This is a genomic window from Kitasatospora sp. NPDC058444 (assembly GCF_042721415.1).
GTDB lineage: Bacteria > Actinomycetota > Actinomycetes > Streptomycetales > Streptomycetaceae > Kitasatospora.
Genome location: NZ_JBHXLL010000033.1, coordinates 68,443 through 85,878, shown reverse-complemented (window position 1 = coordinate 85,878; position 17,436 = coordinate 68,443). Strand labels below are relative to the sequence as shown.

General features: G+C 72.7%; 14 protein-coding genes. 7 read left to right on the top strand and 7 right to left on the bottom strand.

All coding sequences use genetic code 11. The features are described 5' to 3' along the window. Nucleotide 1: 1 nt before the first annotated feature. Nucleotides 2–1,300, bottom strand: a complete 1,299-nt coding sequence (locus ACFWP2_RS28395; RefSeq protein ID WP_380456538.1) for an ABC transporter substrate-binding protein — start codon at nt 1,298–1,300, stop codon at nt 2–4. Between the two features lie 282 nt (nt 1,301–1,582). Between ACFWP2_RS28395 and ACFWP2_RS28390 the strand changes: the two genes are divergently transcribed. The 4 genes from ACFWP2_RS28390 (at nt 1,583) to ACFWP2_RS28375 (ending at nt 6,981) form a co-directional block, all read left to right on the top strand. After that, on the top strand, nt 1,583–2,674 hold the full coding sequence (locus ACFWP2_RS28390; protein ID WP_380456536.1) for a LacI family DNA-binding transcriptional regulator: 1,092 nt from the start codon (nt 1,583–1,585) through the stop codon (nt 2,672–2,674). After that, on the top strand, nt 2,661–3,419 hold the full coding sequence (locus ACFWP2_RS28385) for a DeoR/GlpR family DNA-binding transcription regulator (RefSeq protein ID WP_380456534.1): 759 nt from the start codon (nt 2,661–2,663) through the stop codon (nt 3,417–3,419). Before ACFWP2_RS28390 ends, ACFWP2_RS28385 begins: the two co-directional genes overlap by 14 nt. Nucleotides 3,420–3,769: 350 nt before the next feature. Beyond that, nucleotides 3,770–6,436 (top strand): TIM-barrel domain-containing protein, encoded by a 2,667-nt coding sequence (locus ACFWP2_RS28380; protein WP_380456532.1) that lies wholly within the window; start codon nt 3,770–3,772, stop codon nt 6,434–6,436. 182 nt (nt 6,437–6,618) lie between these two features. Next, complete coding sequence (locus ACFWP2_RS28375; protein WP_380456530.1) at nt 6,619–6,981, top strand: hypothetical protein; 363 nt, start codon at nt 6,619–6,621, stop codon at nt 6,979–6,981. A 96-nt stretch (nt 6,982–7,077) separates the two neighbouring features. On the opposite strand, the gene ACFWP2_RS28370 is transcribed toward ACFWP2_RS28375, so the two are convergent. Further along, entirely contained in the window at nt 7,078–8,283 is a 1,206-nt protein-coding gene (locus tag ACFWP2_RS28370) for an MFS transporter (protein ID WP_380456528.1), read from the bottom strand. A 127-nt stretch (nt 8,284–8,410) separates the two neighbouring features. Here ACFWP2_RS28370 and ACFWP2_RS28365 point away from each other — a divergent pair, with 127 nt between their 5' ends. Then, complete coding sequence (locus ACFWP2_RS28365) at nt 8,411–8,803, top strand: ArsR/SmtB family transcription factor (RefSeq protein ID WP_380456526.1); 393 nt, start codon at nt 8,411–8,413, stop codon at nt 8,801–8,803. Nucleotides 8,804–8,855: 52 nt separating this feature from the next. Here the strand turns inward: ACFWP2_RS28365 and asnB are convergent, their stop codons facing one another. The 3 genes from asnB to ACFWP2_RS28350 form a co-directional block, all read right to left on the bottom strand. Then, on the bottom strand, nt 8,856–10,706 hold the full coding sequence (gene asnB, locus ACFWP2_RS28360) for an asparagine synthase (glutamine-hydrolyzing) (RefSeq protein WP_380456524.1): 1,851 nt from the start codon (nt 10,704–10,706) through the stop codon (nt 8,856–8,858). 118 nt (nt 10,707–10,824) lie between these two features. After that, nucleotides 10,825–11,880: a Gfo/Idh/MocA family oxidoreductase gene (locus ACFWP2_RS28355; protein WP_380456522.1), complete on the bottom strand. Its 1,056-nt coding sequence runs from the start codon at nt 11,878–11,880 to the stop codon at nt 10,825–10,827. Next, a complete protein-coding gene (locus ACFWP2_RS28350; RefSeq protein ID WP_380456520.1) occupies nt 11,877–12,407 on the bottom strand; it encodes a GNAT family N-acetyltransferase in 531 nt (176 codons plus the stop codon). The genes ACFWP2_RS28355 and ACFWP2_RS28350 overlap by 4 nt, the downstream gene beginning before the upstream one ends. A 205-nt stretch (nt 12,408–12,612) precedes the next feature. Between ACFWP2_RS28350 and hemA the strand changes: the two genes are divergently transcribed. Both hemA and ACFWP2_RS28340 read left to right on the top strand, forming a co-directional pair. After that, complete coding sequence (hemA, locus tag ACFWP2_RS28345; protein WP_380456560.1) at nt 12,613–13,845, top strand: 5-aminolevulinate synthase; 1,233 nt, start codon at nt 12,613–12,615, stop codon at nt 13,843–13,845. A gap of 119 nt (nt 13,846–13,964) precedes the next feature. Then, nucleotides 13,965–14,939 (top strand): hydroxyacid dehydrogenase, encoded by a 975-nt coding sequence (locus ACFWP2_RS28340; protein WP_380456517.1) that lies wholly within the window; start codon nt 13,965–13,967, stop codon nt 14,937–14,939. 338 nt (nt 14,940–15,277) lie between these two features. Here the strand turns inward: ACFWP2_RS28340 and ACFWP2_RS28335 are convergent, their stop codons facing one another. Both ACFWP2_RS28335 and ACFWP2_RS28330 read right to left on the bottom strand, forming a co-directional pair. Next, on the bottom strand, nt 15,278–16,243 hold the full coding sequence (locus ACFWP2_RS28335) for a LysR family transcriptional regulator (RefSeq protein WP_380456515.1): 966 nt from the start codon (nt 16,241–16,243) through the stop codon (nt 15,278–15,280). A gap of 10 nt (nt 16,244–16,253) precedes the next feature. Next, nucleotides 16,254–17,309, bottom strand: a complete 1,056-nt coding sequence (locus tag ACFWP2_RS28330; RefSeq protein WP_380456513.1) for a ScbA/BarX family gamma-butyrolactone biosynthesis protein — start codon at nt 17,307–17,309, stop codon at nt 16,254–16,256. Nucleotides 17,310–17,436 lie beyond the last annotated feature (127 nt).

Genomic DNA, 17,436 nt, shown 5'->3' with positions numbered 1-17,436 from the left:
GTCAGCCCTGGGTCTGCCAGTAGGTGACCTGGTCGGCCTTGCACTTGGCGACGAACTGGGCGGCCGTGGTCTTGCCGTGCCAGAAGTCCAGGTAGTTCTCGTTGAAGACCTTGGGCAGCCAGCTGCCGCCGACACCGTCGAAGCTGAGGCGCAGCGTCGGGGCTTCGAGGGTCTTCTGGACGTCGGCCAGCTCCGCGGGGGCCGGGATGTCGGTGCGCGGGGTGAGGTTGAGCGCGGTGGTGGAGATCCCGGACAGGTGCTTCTTCTGCAGGAAGAAGGCGATGAACTTCTGTGCCGCGGCCGCGTTCTTGGCGCGCTTGGGGATCGCGAAGCCGAACAGGCCGGCGTCCGGGGCCTTCGCGGTGGGCGGCAGGATCGCGGCCGTCTTCCAGCCGGCCGGGACCTGCTTGGCGATCTCGGAGGTGACGTAGTTGCCGTCCATGTAGAAGGCGGCCTTGCCCGCCGTCCAGTTGGTCTGCTGGGCCGGGAACTTGGTGGCGTCGTAGCCCTCGATCAGGTGGCCGCCCTTGACCAGCTGCTCCACCTGCTGCGCCGCGGCGAGGACCGCCGGGTTGTCCCAGGCCGCGCCGGACTTGTCGGCGGAGAGCGCGGAGACGTTCACCCCGGCGCCGTTGAGCAGGTAGTCGAGGAACAGCCCGTTGGTCCACGGGTCCTCGCCCTCGGAGGCGACGCACGCCTTGCCGGCCGCCTTCAGGGCGTCGCAGACCTTGAGCAGACCGGCCCAGTCGGTGGGCGGGCTCGGCATGGCGGCGGTGACCGCCGGGTCGGCCGCGTTGTAGAACATCGCGTTGGTGACGACCTCGTACGGGATCACGTAGTGGTTGGCGCCGGACGGGTCCTTCGGCAGCATGTCGAAGTACTTGGCCGGGATCACCTGGGAGACCGGGACGTTCTCCTCCGGCACCTGGAGCTGGAGCACCGGTGAGAGGTCGAGGGCCTGGCCGGCCGCGGCGGTGGTGCCGTAGATCTTGTCGTCGGACTCGTCCCACAGGTCCGGGGCCTGGTTGGCGGCGATCGCCGGGCCGATCTTCTTGGCGATGTCACGGCCCGCCCAGGTGACGTTCACCTTCGCGCCGGTGGCGGCGGTGAAGTCGTCGATCGCGGCCTTCAGGACCTTGGCCTGCGGCTCGTCGGCGCGCCACATCGACCAGTAGGTGAAGCTGCCGGCGGCCTTCGCGTCGCTCCCCGAGCCGCTGCCGCAGGCGCTCGCTCCGAGCGCGAGGGCGACGGCGGTGGCCGCCCCGACGAGGCGGGCGGCGGGCATGGTCGTTCTCCCCATGGGTGGTTCCTCTCGGAGGCGCGAGATGCCGCGCGGACGTGTCGTCAGCCGGGGCCCGAAGACGGGGAGCGGCTGGATGGCTGGGACGATACGGTCGGGTTGACCGGTAAATCAAGAGTCCTTTCAAAAACCCGCTCCAGGTCGCCGCACTCTGACGTCGGATGCCCGAGGAGTCCTCAAGTCACGGATCGGACCTGGGTTTCGATCAACCTTGACGCCCCCTCAGCGGTGCCCTACGTTTCACCGAAAGCAAGTTGACCGGTAAAGCCGAAGGATCCAGTCATGGTGACGATGCAGGACGTGGCCGAGCGCGCCGGGGTCACGAAGCAGACCGTCTCCAACGTCATCCGGGGGCGGGGGGCCGTGAGTCCGGCGACCGCCACCCGGGTGCGTGCCGCGATCGAGGAGCTGGGGTACACCCCCAACCTGGTCGCGCGCTCGCTCGCGACCGGCGCCACCAGGACGGTGGGCCTGTTGGTCCCCACGGTGACCGGCTCCTTCTACCCCGCCGTGGTCGAGGAGGTCGAGGACGTCCTCGACGCGAACGGCTACCACCTGCTGCTCTGCACCACCCGGCTCGACGGCGAGCGCGCCAAGCGGCACCTGGCCGGGCTGACCAGCCGCTCCGTGGACGCGCTGCTGGTCGCCGGCGACCGGGACCTGATCGACCACCTGCCGCTGCTGGCCGAGGCCTCCTTCCCGGTCGCCCTGTGCGCCTGGGAGACCGACGCCCCCGACCGCTTCCCGGTGGTCACCATCGACTACGAGCGGGCCGGCTACCTGGCCGGACGCCACCTGCGCGAACTCGGGCACGAACGCGTCGCGGTGCTCGCCAGCCCCGACCACGCCCCGCGGGTGGCGGGCTTCCGGCGCGCCTTCGCCGCCGACGGCCTGACCGTCCCCGACGACGCCGTCCACCTGGCGCCCGAACCCACCCCCGCGGGCGGCTTCGCGGCGGCGACGGAGGTGCTCACCGCCGACCCGGCGATCACCGCGCTCTTCGCCACCCACGACGTCCTCGCCCTGGGGGCGCTGGAGGCCGCCCGGGCCGCGGGCCGCTCCGTCCCGCAGGACCTGTCGATCGTCGGGCACGACGACAACCCGGAGGTCGGCGTGGCCCGGCCGGCGCTCACCAGCGTGGCCATCCCCAAGCGGGAGATGGCCCGGGAGGCCGTCGAGCTGCTGCTGCGCGCCCTCACCCGGTCCGGCAGCCCGGCCAACTCGATCCAGCTGCTGCGCCCCGAGCTCGTCGTCCGGGACAGCACCGGCCCGGCCGGCGGTGGCCGCACAGGTCCGGATCCGGCTCCGAACAGTTCCGCGCAGCGATCTCCGCTCACCCGGACCGCACTAGAATTCCGTCATGCTCAAAGCTGACCGCACCTCCCGGATCCTCGCGCACCTCACCGAGACGGGCAGCGCCGACGTGCACGAGCTGGCCGGGCTCCTGCGGGTGTCGGCGGCCACCGTCCGCCGGGACCTCCAGGAACTCCACGACCAGGGCCTGCTGCACCGCACCCGCGGCGGGGCGGTCACCGGCGCCGTCAACCTCGAACTCCCGCTGCGCCACAAGCACGGCAAGCGGCAGGCGGAGAAGCGCCGGATCGCCCTGGCGGCCGACCGGCTGGTGCCCGAGGGCGCGGTGGTCGGCCTCACCGGCGGCACGACGACCAGCGAGCTGGCCCGCGTCCTGGCCGAACGCGGCGGCATCACCATCGTGACCAACGCCGTCAACATCGCGGCCGAGCTGATCGTCCGGCCGGACGTCCGCCTGGTGGTGGTCGGCGGCATCGCCCGGACCACCAGCTACGAACTGGTGGGGCCGGCCGCCGAGCGGATGCTCGCCCAGTACCACCTCGACGTCGCGTTCATCGGCGTGGACGGCCTGACCCCCCAGCAGGGCTGCACCACGCACGACGAGATGGAGGCCCAGACCGACCGCGCGTTCCTGCGCAGCAGCGCGCGGTCCGTCGTCCTGGCCGACAGCAGCAAGATCGGCCAGGTCACCTTCGCCCGGATCTGCCCGCTCTCCGAGGTCCACGACCTGGTCACCGACGACGAGGCCACCGCGGCCCAGGAGGAGGCGATCGCCGCCGACGGGGTGCGGGTCCTGCGCGCCTGACGCCGGATCGCCGGATCATCACCAGGCCACCAGGCCACCTGTTCACCGGCCTCGCGGGGCCCGAACCCCGCCACCACACAACGCCCGGCCCGGGCTTCCCGGCCGGGCGTTTCTGTCACCGCAACGGTTGACATGAACTCACCGACACAGGAAGCTCTTTCGCATCTGCGCGGAATCAGCTCGAACCAAGCAACTCCGATCACCCGACAAGCGCATACGAAGGCGGTACCCGAGGTGGACGAACCCGTGCCGACCCTCCTCGGTCCGTGGTCCTCCGGGACCAGCGCCGCTCGCCCGCCCGAGAAGGTCCGGCAGGTCCCAGCCCCCACCGTCCGAACGGAGACACCACCGTGCGCCCACTCCGGCCCCACCTCCGCAGGGCCGCCCTCCCGGCGGCCCTGGCCGCCCTCACCGCCCTGGCCGGGCCCGTCCTCCCCGCCCGGGCGGCGGCACCCGGATCCGCCGTCCTCGACCAGGGCCACGAGAGCGTCAGCTGGCAGAGCCCGCAGTACGCCAAGGGCACCCTCGGCGACCCCGGCAGCTGCCCGCCGGCCGCGCAGGACCCGGGCGGCACGGTCTGCGACCACTTCGACCTGACCGTGAACGTGCCGGCCGGCTACTGGGACGACAACCCGGAGGGCGGCGTCCCGCTGTCCATCCGCTGGCAGAACCCCACCGACGACTTCGACCTCTACGTCTACGACGCCGCCGGCAAGCAGGTCGCCAGCAGCGCGGGCACCGCGGACCCGGAGGCCACGGTGATCCCGAAGGCCTCCGGCACCTACCGCGTCCTGGTGGTCCCCTACGACGTCCACGGCGGCTCCTACACCGGCACGGCCTACCTGCCGCAGACCGCCGACGCCGGCGACCTGACCTCCTTCGGCGGCTCCCAGGGCAGCTACGACATCTCCGCGGGCACCCTGAAGGCCAAGGTCGACTTCCTCGCCGACGACCAACTGCGGCTGCGCGCCGCCCCGGACGGCGTCCTCACCGATCCGGCGGGCAGCACGATCGTCCGCGAACAGCCCGAACCGCAGCGCGACACCAGCACCTTCGACGCCGGCGCGTACTACGGCATCCGCTCCAAGGGCCTGGTCCTGCGGGTCTACAAGCACCCGCTGCGCTTCGGCCTGTACAAGGCCGACGACCGCACCGCCCTGTGGCAGGAGGACGCCCCGCTGCGCTGGAGCACCAGCGGTCTGCGGCAGAGCCTGGTGCGCGGCGCGGACGAGCAGTTCTTCGGCGGCGGCGAGCAGAACGGCTCCTTCTCCCACCGCGACAAGACCGTCCACGTCGCCAACAGCTTCGACTGGAACGAGGGCGGCTACAACAACTCCCAGCCGTTCTACGTCTCCACCGCCGGCTACGGCGTCTTCCGCAACACCTTCACGCCCGGGATCTACGACTTCGGCTCGCCCGTCCGCACCGGGCAGCAGGAACGCCGCCTGGACGCCTACTACTTCACCGGTGACGTCAAGGCGGTGATCGGGCGGTACACCTCCCTGGTCGGCAAGCCCTTCATGCCGCCCGTCTACGGCCTGGAGCCCGGCGACTCCGACTGCTACCTGCACAACGCCAACCGCGGCGAGCGCCACACCCTGGACGCGCTGAAGGTCGCCGACGGCTACGTGGACCACCAGATGCCGCTCGGCTGGATGCTGGTCAACGACGGCTACGGCTGCGGCTACGAGGACCTGGCGCCGACCGGCACGGGCCTGCGCAAGGACCACGCCCAGCTCGGCCTCTGGACCCAGAACGGCCTGCCGAACCAGTCCGCCGAGGTGAAGGCCGGCGTGCGGGTGCGCAAGCTGGACGTGGCCTGGGTCGGCAACGGCTACGACTTCGCGCTGAACGCCTGCGACCAGGCCAAGGCCGGCATCGAGGACAGCAGCGACGCCCGCGGCTTCGTCTGGCTGCCGGTCTCCTGGGCCGGCGCGCAGCGCTGCGGCGTGCTGTGGAGCGGTGACCAGAGCCTGTCCTGGGACTACATCCGCTGGCAGATCCCGACCTACGCCGGCGCCACCATGTCCGGCATCGCGTACAACACCGGCGACGTCGGCTCGATCTACCGCCGCGACCCGAAGATGTACGCCCGCGACCTCCAGTGGAAGGCCTTCCTCCCGGCGATCATGACGATGGACGGCTGGGCCCGGGACATGACGGGCAAGGAGCAGCGCGACGAGCAGCCCTGGCTGGACGGCGAGCCGTACACCTCGATCAACCGCAAGTACCTCCAGCTCAAGGAGCGGCTGCTGCCGTACATGTACACCCTCTCCGCGGAGGCCACCCGCACCGGGGTCGGCGCCGTCCGGCCGCTCGCCCTGGAGTACCCGCACGACCCGAACGCCCTCGGCCCGAACGCGACGTACGAGTTCCTGGCCGGGCCCGACTTCCTGGTCGCGCCGGTCTACTCGGACACCACCGTGCGCGACGGCATCTACCTGCCCGAGGGCACCTGGACCGACTACTGGACCGGCCGCACCTACCAGGGCCCGACCACGGTCAACGGCTACTCCGCCCCGCTCGACACGCTGCCGCTGTTCGTCCGCGGCGGCGCGATCGTGCCGATGTGGCCCAAGGGCACGCTGTCGTGGGAGACCCGGGACCGCTCCGAGCTCGACTACGACCTCTACCCGCAGGCCGGGCGCGACTCCTCCTACACCCTGTACGAGGACGACGGCGTGACCCGGCAGTTCACCGCCGGCTCCTCGGCCACCCAGCGGGTGGACGTGCACACCAACCAGGCCGTCACCACCGTCCGGATCGGCGCCAGCGACGGCGACTACGCCGGCAAGCCGGCCGAGCGGTCGTACCGCCTCACCGTGCACGGCCGTCCCGCCCCGCGCCAGGTGGTCACCGACGGCGGCCCGCTGCCCCGGCTCGACTCGGCGGCCGCGCTCGACTCGGCCGCCTCCGGCTGGTACCACGACGCCGCCACCGGGGTGACGACGGTCCGCACGCCGTCCGTCTCCACCGGCGCCGGCTTCTCCCTCCACCTGCTCCACGGCGGCAACTGACCGCCCGACCGCGAGGGGGCTTCCGTCCCAGGACGGAAGCCCCCTCGCACCGTCACCACACGCCTCGGCGGTGCGGTGGTTCTCCGCGGGGCCCCCGATCTCCCCGAACACCCGTTCCTTCCCCGGCGCCCCGGCTACGCTTGCCCCGATCAGGGCCGAGGTCGAACCAGGGGGTACCGCGGATGCCGTACGAGATCGGCGCGAAGGTGAAGCTGACCAGGGATGTGCAGGTCGCCACGGGCGGCGCGGCGGCCGGGACCGGCTCCCCCGGGCCGCTGTCCCTGGCCGGGGGCCTGACGGGCATCGTCACGGGCTCGGCACAGGAGGCCGGCCACGTCTCCCCGGACGCACTCGCGAGCTTCGACCAGCAGACCCGCGGCGTCCGGCTCGACGCGTTCACGGCCGGCCTGATCGGGGACCTCCGCCAGCGAATCGTCGAGGCGGGAGCCTTCGGCCCCGGCGGCGGCGGGACCAGGTACAAGGTGCGCTTCGAGAACGGGTTCGTCCTCGACGGTCTCGAGGAAGGCCTGCTGACCGGAGCCTGAGCGGCCGGAGCCTGAGCACCCGCCACCGGCACCGACCGTCAGGGCGGCCGTCGCCGGAGCACCGCGCCGCCCTGGGGCACCACCGGGTCCGGGCGGTCAGCTGCCGGCGTCGGCTGCCACGGGCGTGGCCTGCGCCGGCGCTTCGGCCGGCCGGCGCTGCGCCGCGCGGACGCCGGTGACCTGGAGGATCAGGCCGAGCAGGGCGGCTCCGGCGGCGAACAGCGGGAGGACGGCGCCGTCCCAGCCGAGGGAGAAGGCGATGCCGCCGAGTCCGGAGCCCACCGCGCTGCCGAGGTAGAGGGCGGACTCGTTCAGGGCGACGGCGACGGGGCCGCCGCGGTCGCCCCGGGCCAGGAGCAGGTCGTTCTGCTGCGGGACCTGGAGCGCCCAGCCCACCGCTCCCCACAGGGCGAGGGGCAGCAGGGCGAGCAGCGGGCTGACCGCCGCGGCGGGGCGCAGCAGGGCGAGCGAGGCGGTGAGCAGGACGAGGATGCCGACGACCAGCGAGTACGGGCGCCGGACCCGGTCCACCAGCGGGCCGATGAGGAAGCTGCCGATGACGCCGCCGATGCCCCAGGCCCACAGGTAGGGAGTGATGTTGTCGACGCTCCCCATGGCGCCGCTCTCCATGACGGGCGCGAGGTAGGTGTAGAGGCCGAGGCTGGCGACGGCGGCCAGGAAGGACACCCCGACGATGGAGGCGACCCGGGGGTCGGTCACCACCTGGGCGCGCTGACGCAGGCTCACCGAGGCGGTGGCCGGCAGGACGGGCAGCCGCAGGGCGAGTCCGGCGAAGGAGACCAGGCCGATGGCGGTCACCAGCCACAGCGTGGTGCGCCAGCCGAAGTGCTGGGCGATGAAGACACCGAGGGGCACGCCGATCACGGTGCCGGAGCTCATCCCGCCCATGATCACGGCGAGGGCGCGGCCCCGGCGCTTCTCGTCGACGAGGGACGCGGCGGCCGAGGCGGCGAGCGCGAGGTAGAGGCCGGCGCCGACCCCGGCGAAGGCCCGGGCGACCAGCAGCAGGCCGAGCGAACCGGCGATCGCGCTGCCGGCGTTCGCGAGGGAGAAGACCGCGAGGGAGCCGAGCAGGCCGAAGCGGACCCGCGACGCGGACAGCAGGGTCGCGAAGACGGGCGAGGCGATGGCGTAGGCGAGGGTGAAGGTGGTGACCATCTGCCCCGCGGCCGACACGGAGGCGTGGAAGTCGTCGGCGATGACGGGCAGCAGTCCGGCCGTGACGTAGGCGTCGAGACCGAGCGCGAAGGCTCCGAGTCCGAGGAGGTAGACGAGTTTCACTGGCGCCCCAATGTTTGATAGTCGCGGTACATAGATACATAGTGCGGGGGCGCGGCCCCGTCGCAAGCCCGGCGTCGGTTTTCGGCCATCCGGACCCGTCCTTGATCGGATGTGCGATTCTTGGCGTGTGCGCCGCTACTTCCACCCGGACCCCAAGGACATCCGACTGCCCGCCGTCCTCTTCGCGTTGAGCGACGCGACCCGGCTGGGCATCGTGCTGGCCCTGTCCGACGGCAAGGAACACACGGCCGGTGAACTCGGCGGCGACATCGCCAAGTCGACGATGACCCACCACCTGAAGATCCTCCGGGAGTCCGGGCTGCTCTGGGTCCGCTCCGAGGGAACGCGCTGCTTCAACTCGCTGCGCACCGCCGAACTGGAGCAGCGCTACCCCGGCCTCCTCGACCAACTGCTCGGCTCCGCCACGCGGGACGGCTACGGCTCCCCCGGCGAGCCTGACGGCGGCCCGGGCGGAAACCCGGGCGAAGGCCCGGCCGGGGCCGCGGCCGGCACCGACTGAACGGCACCGCCCCGACCCCGGCCCGGCCGACAGGAGGCCCCGGCCCGCCCGGTCAGAGGTCCAGCGTGACGTCGTAAGCGGCCAGCCAGTCGTTGACGCCGAGCGCCAGCTCCAGGCCCGAGCGGTCGTACTGCGCGCTCGTGTCGCCGACCGGCGAGTCCAGCAGCCGGCGGGCCCCGGCGCGGTCCAGCAGCGACAGCACCGGCGAATCCGCGTCGTCGACGACCGCGGCGAACGCCCGGCGCAGGCCCCGCTCGTACGCCGGGTCCTGGGTGGTGGGGTACGGGCTCTTGACGCGTCGCACGATCGACTCCGGCAGCAGGTCAGCGGTCGCCGCCCGCAGCAGGCTCTTCTCCCGGCCGTCGAAGGACTTCATCCGCCAGGGCACGTTGAACACGTACTCCACGAGCCGATGGTCGCAGAACGGGACCCGCACCTCCAGGCCGACGGCCATGCTCATCCGGTCCTTGCGGTCCAGCAGGGTCTGCACGAACCGGGTCAGGTTCACGTAGCTCATCTGCCGCATCCGCCGGTCCGTGGCGTCCTCGCCCGGCAGCACCGGGGTCTCCCCCACCGCCTGCGCGTAGCTGTCGCGCAGGAACTCGGGCATGCCCAGCTTGTGCAGCAGGCCGGGGTCGAACAGCGACTTGCCGTCGAAGTACTTGCCGGTGGCCGACGTCAGCCAGGGGAACGTCTGGGCCCGCACCGCCTCCTCGTCGAAGAACCAGCGGTAGCCGCCGAACACCTCGTCCGCCGACTCCCCGGACAGGGCGACGGTCGAGCGGGCGCGGACGGACTGGAACAGCCGGTACAGCGACGGCCACATGTCGCCCCAGTAGGCCGGCGGCAGGTCGAGGGCGCGCAGGACCTTCGCCCGCAGCTGCGGGTCGGCGAGCTCGGCGCTGTCGATGAGCACCTCGCTGTGCTCGGCGCCGATGTGGCCGACCAGGTCCCGCACGAACGGCGCGTCGGAGGTGCCGCGCACCGGGTCGGCGACGAAGTTCCCGCCGTGGTCGGCGAAGTCGACCGAGAAGGACCGCACCGGGCCCTCGCCGCGGGCGGCCAGCTTCTGGTGCGCGAGCGCGGTGATGGCCGAGGAGTCCAGGCCGCCGGAGAGCAGCGAGCACAGCGGCACGTCCGCGACGGTCTGGCGGGTGACGATGTCGTCCAGGAGGCCGCGGACGGTGGCGATCGTGGTGTCGAGGTCGTCGGTGTGCTCCCGGGCCTCCAGCGCCCAGTACACCCGCTTGGTCAGCCCCGTCCTGGTCAGGCGCACCAGCTGACCGGGGCGCACCTCGTACATGCCGGAGAAGACGCCGTGCTCAGGGGTCTTCACCATCTCCAGGATCTCGCGCAGGCCTTCGGCGCTCACCCGGCGGGGCACCTCCGGGTGGGCGAGGATCGCCTTGGGCTCGGAGCCGAAGACGACGCCGTTCGGGGTGGGGAAGTAGTAGAGCGGCTTGACGCCCATCCGGTCGCGGATCAGCAGCAGGGTCTGCTCCCGGGCGTCCCAGATGGCGAAGGCGTACATGCCGTTGAGCCGGTCCACCAGGCCCTCGCCCCACTCCAGGTAGCCGCGCAGGACCACCTCGGTGTCGCTCCTGGTGCGGAACCGGTGGCCACGGGCGATCAGTTCCTGGCGCAGCTCCTGGAAGTTGTACACCTCACCGCTGTACGTCAGGCAGGCCAGCGCGCGGCCCGCCTCCTCGGCGACCATGGGCTGCCGGCCGCCGTCGAGGTCGATGATGGACAGCCTGCGGTGGCCGAGCGCCGCGTGCCGGTCGCTCCACATGCCCTCGGCGTCCGGGCCGCGGCAGGCCATCGTCCGGGTGATCGCCTCCAGGATGTCCTGTTCCTGGCTCACGTCGCGGCTGAAGTCCACCCAGCCGGCTATTCCACACATGTCGGTCTCCTTCTCGCCCCCGGGCACGGGGGAGGACAGGGTCAAGGGCTTTGCAGAACAAGGGAATCGAGGAAATCGGGGAAATCGAGGGGGATGCTCGGGAGCGGCAGCGGGACGGTCAGCCCAGCCGCTCCCAGTCGGCCTCCTGGAGCACGGTCCGGCCGTCCGGGAAGTACGCCACCGGCCCCGGGCCACGCGCCTCGCGCTCCATGGCGGTCAGCAGGTCCTGCAGGGCCAGGGCGTCGGACAGGCCCGGGAAGGGCTGGGCGGGCTGCTCGCCGTGGACGACGAACCGGGCGACGTCGGCGGCCATGCGGCCCAGCTTGACCACCGTCGCGGCGCCCTCGGGCACCGGCTGCGCCCCGGTGTCCAGCTCGGACAGCACGGTGTCGCCCTCCGAGGTGCGCCGCCAGACGCGCAGCCGGTCGGCGTCCCAGGTCGGCGTGTCGTAGACGGCGGAGGCGTATTCGAGCTCACCGTCCGGCGTGCGGAAGACGAAGTCGACCTCCCGCTTGCGGGTGATGTTGACGAAGCTGCTGTAGCCGGTGACCACGCCCGGGCCCAGCCGGCCGGTCAGCGCCACGCTGTCGAGGACGTCGGCCCCGGAGACCGAGAAGTCCGAGCGGGTGCCCACGACCGAGTCCAGCACCAGGTCCGTGCCGTCGCCCGCGATCCAGCCCACGAGGTCGAGCGGGTGGATGACCTCGCTCGCCACCCCGCTGGTGGGGCGGTGGTCGTTGATGCGGTCCTTGCCCCAGGTGAAGTGGGCCCGCACCAGGCTCAGGCCCTCGCGGCGGACGCGGTCGCGCAACCGCAGCGTCGCCTCCGAGTAGCGTTCCACGAGGTCCATGCAGAAGCCCGAGGTCTTCGCCATCGCCGCCGCCACGGCCGTCACGTCGTCGCGGGCGGTGGTGAGCGGCTTCTCCGTCACGACGAAACCCTGGAAGCCGGAAAGCTCCCCGAGTATGCCGGCGTGGGCGGCATCGGGCACGGTGACCACCACGACATCCGGACGGAACCGGTCGAGCCCCTCCCGCACGGAGGTGTAGTACGGGATTTCCGGGTCGCGCCGGTTCCGGCCCACGTGCGCGAAATCCACCGGAATTCCGGTGTTCCGGAACGCGATGCGGAACCGCGTTCCGGCGTATCCGAGTCCGACGATGAGGATTTTCATGCCTCGATCACCTCGCAGCTGGTTTCGGTGCCCCGTAGGTCGAGGGCCAGGAGGTCTTCGCCCGTCGGTACGAAACCGAGGCCGCGGTAGAGGGCCGCACCGTCCGGCGTGGTCTGCAGCACCACGCTGTTCACGCCGCGCGAGCGCAGCCAGTCCAGGGCGTGCCGCATGACGCGGGTGCCGAGTCCACCGCGCCGCCGGTCCGGGTCGACCACGACCGACTGCACCCATCCCGTCAGGCCGTTCGGGCAGTGCGCGGTCGGCGCGCGGTCGTCGATCACGGCGACGGCACAGGCGGCCAGTCGGTGCGCCGGGCCGATCACCGTCACCTGCACCCGGCCGGCCGGTCCGGTCAGCTGCCGGACCAGCCAGGACCGGTACGCCGCGCGCCAGGCGGCGTCCTCCTGCGGGGTGCGGGCGGCGTAGGGGGCGGTGCCCGCACCGAGCAGGTGGCCGCGCAGCCTGACGAGTTCCTCGATGTCCACGGTGGTCGCCGACCGCGGCAGGTCGTGTGACTGAGCGATCATGATTCAGGACTATAGGCTCGTCGCCGGGACAAGAGAAATGTTCCGGACGATGATCCATGCCGTCCGCGAATAACTCCCGGAAACGCTCTCCACCTCGATTTATCCGACCCGCTCATGGGTCCGCCGGAAACAGAATTTACGAGAACCCGGAGCGGCTGTCTATCTTTCCGGTGTCCGTCACCTGAACCGGCGAACCGGAGGAATGATGTTCGACTACGTCGAATTCTTCGCATCCCAACTGGACGACCTGCGCGACCGCGGCGGCTACCGGACGTTCCTCGAAGTCGAGCGCCTGGCGGGCTCCTTCCCCGCCGCGCTGAAGCACGGCCCCGGCCCGGGGCGCCGGATCCACGTGTGGTGCAGCAACGACTACCTCGGCATGGGCCAGCACCCGCTCGTCCTGGAGGCCATGAAGCGGGCCGTCGACGAGTCCGGGGCCGGCAGCGGCGGCTCACGCAACATCTCCGGCAACCACCGCTACCACGTGGAGCTGGAGCGCGAACTGGCCGATCTGCACGACATGGAGTCCGCGCTCGTCTTCCCCACCGGCTACTCCGCCAACGACGCCGCCCTGACCGTCCTGGCGAGCCGGCTGCCGGGCTGCGTCGTCCTGTCCGACGAGCTCAACCACGCCTCGATGATCGCGGGCATCCGGCACAGCGGTGCGGAGAAGCTCATCTTCCGGCACAACGACACGGAGCACCTCGAGGAACTGCTGGCCGGCACCGATCCCGCCGTCCCCAAGATCGTGGCGCTGGAGAGCGTCTACTCCATGGAGAGCGACGTGGCACCGCTCGCGAGGATCGCCGAACTCGCGCGCAGCTATGGCGCGTTCACCTACCTCGACGAGGTGCACGCGGTCGGCATGTACGGTCCGCGGGGCGCCGGCAAGGCCGCGGAACTCGGCCTCCAGGGCCGGTTCGACGTCGTCCAGGGCACCCTGGCCAAGGCCTTCGGCGCGGCCGGCGGCTACATCGCCGGCCCCGCCCCGGTGGTGGACGCCGTCCGCAGCTTCGCCTCCGCGTTCATCTTCACCACCTCGCTGCCCCCGGCCGTCGCCGCCGGCGCGCTGGCCGCCGTACGGCACCTCAAGCGCTCCGAGAAGGAACGCGGCCGACTGCACGAGAAGGCCGCGCTGCTGCACACCCTGCTGCGGGAACTCGGCATCCCCGTGGTCTCGGACGACGCGCACATCGTCCCCGTGCTGATCGGGGACTCCCGGGCCTGCCGGGAGGTCGCGGAGGAGCTCCTGGAACGCCACGGCTTCTACGTCCAGCCGATCAACGCGCCCAGCGTCCCCCCGGGCACCGAGCGGCTGCGGGTCACCCCGACCCCCCAGCACGAGGACGGCGAGATCGTCGCCTTCGCCGACGCCCTCGACGACATCTGGCGGCGCGCCGACCTGCCGCGCCGCCTCCCGGCCGAGCCCGTCGCATGACCCCGGCCGGCCACGACCGCCCGGCCCGCCACGACCGGTCGGCCGCATCCGACCGGTCGGCACCGAACCATCGACCGGCACCGAACCGCCCGCCGCACCTACCCGAGGAGCACACCACCGTGGGGAAACCCGTCGTCGTCGTGGCCGACCCGCTGGCCCCGGAAGCGCTCGCCGAACTGGACGGCCACGACGTCCGCAGCTGTGACGGACGCGATCCGCGGGCACTGCACCGCGCGCTGGCCGACGCCGACGCCCTGCTGATCCGCAGCGGCACCCTGGTGGACGCGGCGGCACTGGCCGCGGCGCCCCGGCTGCGGATCGTGGCCCGCGCCGGGGTCGGCCTGGACAACGTCGACGTCCAGGCGGCCACCGCGGCCGGCGTCCTCGTCGCCAACGCACCGCTCTCCAACGTCCTCAGCGTGGCCGAACTCACCGTCGGCCTCATCATCACCGCCGCCCGCCAGGTCGTGACCGCCGACGCGTCCCTGCGGGCGGGCCGCTGGGAGCGGTCCCGGTTGCAGGGCAGGGAACTGGCGGGCAGCACGGCCGGAATCGTGGGCCTCGGACACGTCGGCGCCCTCGTGGCCACCCGGCTCGCCGCCTTCGGCATGCGGCTCCTCGCCCACGACCCGTACGTGACCCGCGGACGGGCCGGGGACCTGGGTGTCCGGCTGGTCGAGCTGGACGAGCTGATGGCCGAGAGCGACGTCGTCACCGTGCACGTGCCCAAGACGCCGCAGACCACGGCGCTCATCGGCGAGCCCGAACTGCGGCTGGCCCGCCCCTCCCTCATCCTCGTCAACACCGCGCGCGGCGGCATCGTCGACGAGGACGCGCTGGCCGTCGCGCTGAAGGAGGAGCGCATCGCCGGGGCGGCACTCGACGTGTACGCCGTCGAACCGGCCGTCGGCAACGCCCTGCTCTCCTTCCCCACCGTCGTCGCCACCCCGCACCTGGGGGCGAGCACGCGGGAGGCGCAGGAACGGGCGGGCCGGGAGGCGGCGAAGGCGGTGCGCCTGGCCCTCGCCGGCGAGCCCGTCCCCGGCGCGGTCAACGCCGAGGCCCTGAAGAGGAGCGGTGCGGGCGACGAGTGACGTCGGGGCACACCGGCCTGCGCACACCCGTCGGCACACACCGCTCGGCGCACATCCGTGCGCACCCGTCGACGCACACCCGTCGACGCACACCCGTCGGGGGGGGGGCCCCCCCCCCCCCCCCCGGGCCGGCCGGGCCCCCCCCCGCCCCCGCCGCCCCCCCCGCCCCCCCCCCCCCCCCCCCCCCCCCCCCCGCCCCCCCCCCCCCCCGCGCCCCCCCCGCCGGGGGGCCGCCCCCCCCGGGGGCCGGGGGGGGCGCCCCCCCCCACCCGGCCCGGCGCCGCTCCCCCCGGCGCCGGGCCCCGGACGACACGGGCCGTCGCCTCCCCCGGCCCGGCTCAGCGCCCCGCCAGCACCCGGCCGGCCCCGGCGCCCGGGCTGTGGCCCACGGCCGCACGCCTGGACCGGCGGGACAGCAGGACGCCCCGGGTCACCTCGGTGAAACGCTCGGCGAGCGGGTGCGCGCCCTGGGCGGGGCGGATCAGGGACAGCGGGATGCTCGGTGCACCGCGCAGCGGCACGAAGTCCAGGGCGGGGTGGAGGTTGCGCTGCAGGACGAGATCGGGCATCACGCTGACGCCCCGTCCGGCCGCCGCCGACTCCAGGCACTCGTCGAAGTTGTCGCAGTGCACGATCCGCGGGTGCTCGGCGCCCAGCCGCCCGTCCGGGTCCAGGAGGGCCCGGCCGGTCGAGTTGACCACCAGCGGGTGGTCGCCCAACTCCGTCCAGTCCACCCACGGGCGGCCCGCCAGGGGGTGGCGGTGGGGGACGGCCGCGGCACACCCTTCGGTGCCGAGCCTGGTGGCCTTCATCCGGTCGGCCGGCGGGTGACCGCGCAGCAGCGCGATGTCCACGACCGCTCGGTCCACGCCCGCCCAGCGGTCGTCCCGGCGGTGCAACTGCACCCGGGCGCCGCTCTCCCGTTCGAACCGGACGATCGCCTCGTGCACCCAGCCGTCCGGAAGCAGCCAGGAGAACCCCAGCCGCAGGACGGGGCTGGACGGTTCCGGATCGAGCGCCTGCTGGAGCTGGGGCAGCAGGTCCTGCAGCCGGTCCCGCAACCGGGCCCCGGCCGGGCTGAGGGCGACCTGACGGGTGGTGCGCAGGAAGAGCGGGACGCCCAGCTGCTCCTCCAGACGCTGCACGGAGCGCGTGAGGGTCGGCTGGTTGCTGCCGAGCTGGGCCGCCGCGGAGGTGAAGCTCAGGGTGTCCGCGACGGCGAGGAACGCCTGAAGATGCTTGAGGTTGAGATCCCAGAGAGGCGTCTCCGGATCCTGCCGGCGTGACCCATGGGCCGTCGTCATGGTGCGTCGCTCACCGTACGACCCGGCCGCTGTCCGCCAGGACGGGAGCGGCGTAGGGGACGAGGTCGGCGGTGAAGCGCCGCCGGCCGTCCTGGACGGCCGTGATCCTCGTCCTTCTCGTCGCTCCGCTCCCGCGGTCGGCCGGTCGCGCGTCGGCGTCGGGGGCGGCGTCGGCGTCGGCGTCGGGGTCCAGCGGGGTGGTGACGATCGCGCAGGGGGCATCCAGCTCGACGTACCGGTGGAAGGTGCAGTCGAGCGTGCTGACGGCGCCGCCGACCGCCTGGTGGGCCGCCTCCAGCAGCAGCATGCCGGGCACGTGGTCGACGGGGTGGTCGAAGTAGATCGGGTGGCTCGGGTCGACCCGGAGCCGTCGGCCGCCGTCGGCCGTGGAGGTGAGGAGCACGTCGCTCGCCCGGTGGCGGCCGGTACCCGCGCACGGCACCGGCGCGGGGGCGGGCAAGGCCTTCGCCACGGCGGCCTCGGTGTCGGCGTACGCACCGCGCAGCCGCTGGTACACGGCCCGGGACTGGACGGTGAACCGCGTGTCGGCCGTGGCCACCGGCAGGCCGCCCCAGGTGACGAGCGCCCACAGGGACAGGGCCGCCGGATGCTTGCCGCGGTAGGACAGGTCGAAGCAGCGGACGTCCAGCTCCAGTTCCGGGCCGCGATCGACCCCGGCGTACGCGGCGGCGTGGATGTCGTAGCGGATGCGTTCCCAGATCAGCTGGTGTCCCAGCGGCACGCCGTACGCGGCGTGGCACAGCAGCGGGAAGGTCTGACGGACGGTCTCGCAGAGCAGGAGCGGGTCGAAGTCCGGGGCGCCCCGGTAGAGCGGGTGCCGTAACGGACGCCGGGCCCGTATGTGGAAGGCGTCGGGCGCCGTACGGCGCCAGCGGGTGAGGTACACCTCGTCAGGGCGCAGCTTGTGCACCTGCCACGGCTCGACGGAGGCGCTGCCGTCGGCGGCGTCAGTGGCGTCAGTGGCGTCGGCGGTACCGGCGCCCGTGATGCCGGGATCGCCGGCGTCGCCCGAACGGCTGTGGTCGATTTCCTTGCAGACAGGCATGAAAGACCCCTATTGAAGGCGCCGGGCCGCCTCGACGACCCGTCGGCGATACCTTCATGTGTAACATAGAGATCGTTCTGTATCCAGAATTATTGCCCGACATGACAGGCGGACTACGCACGGATGA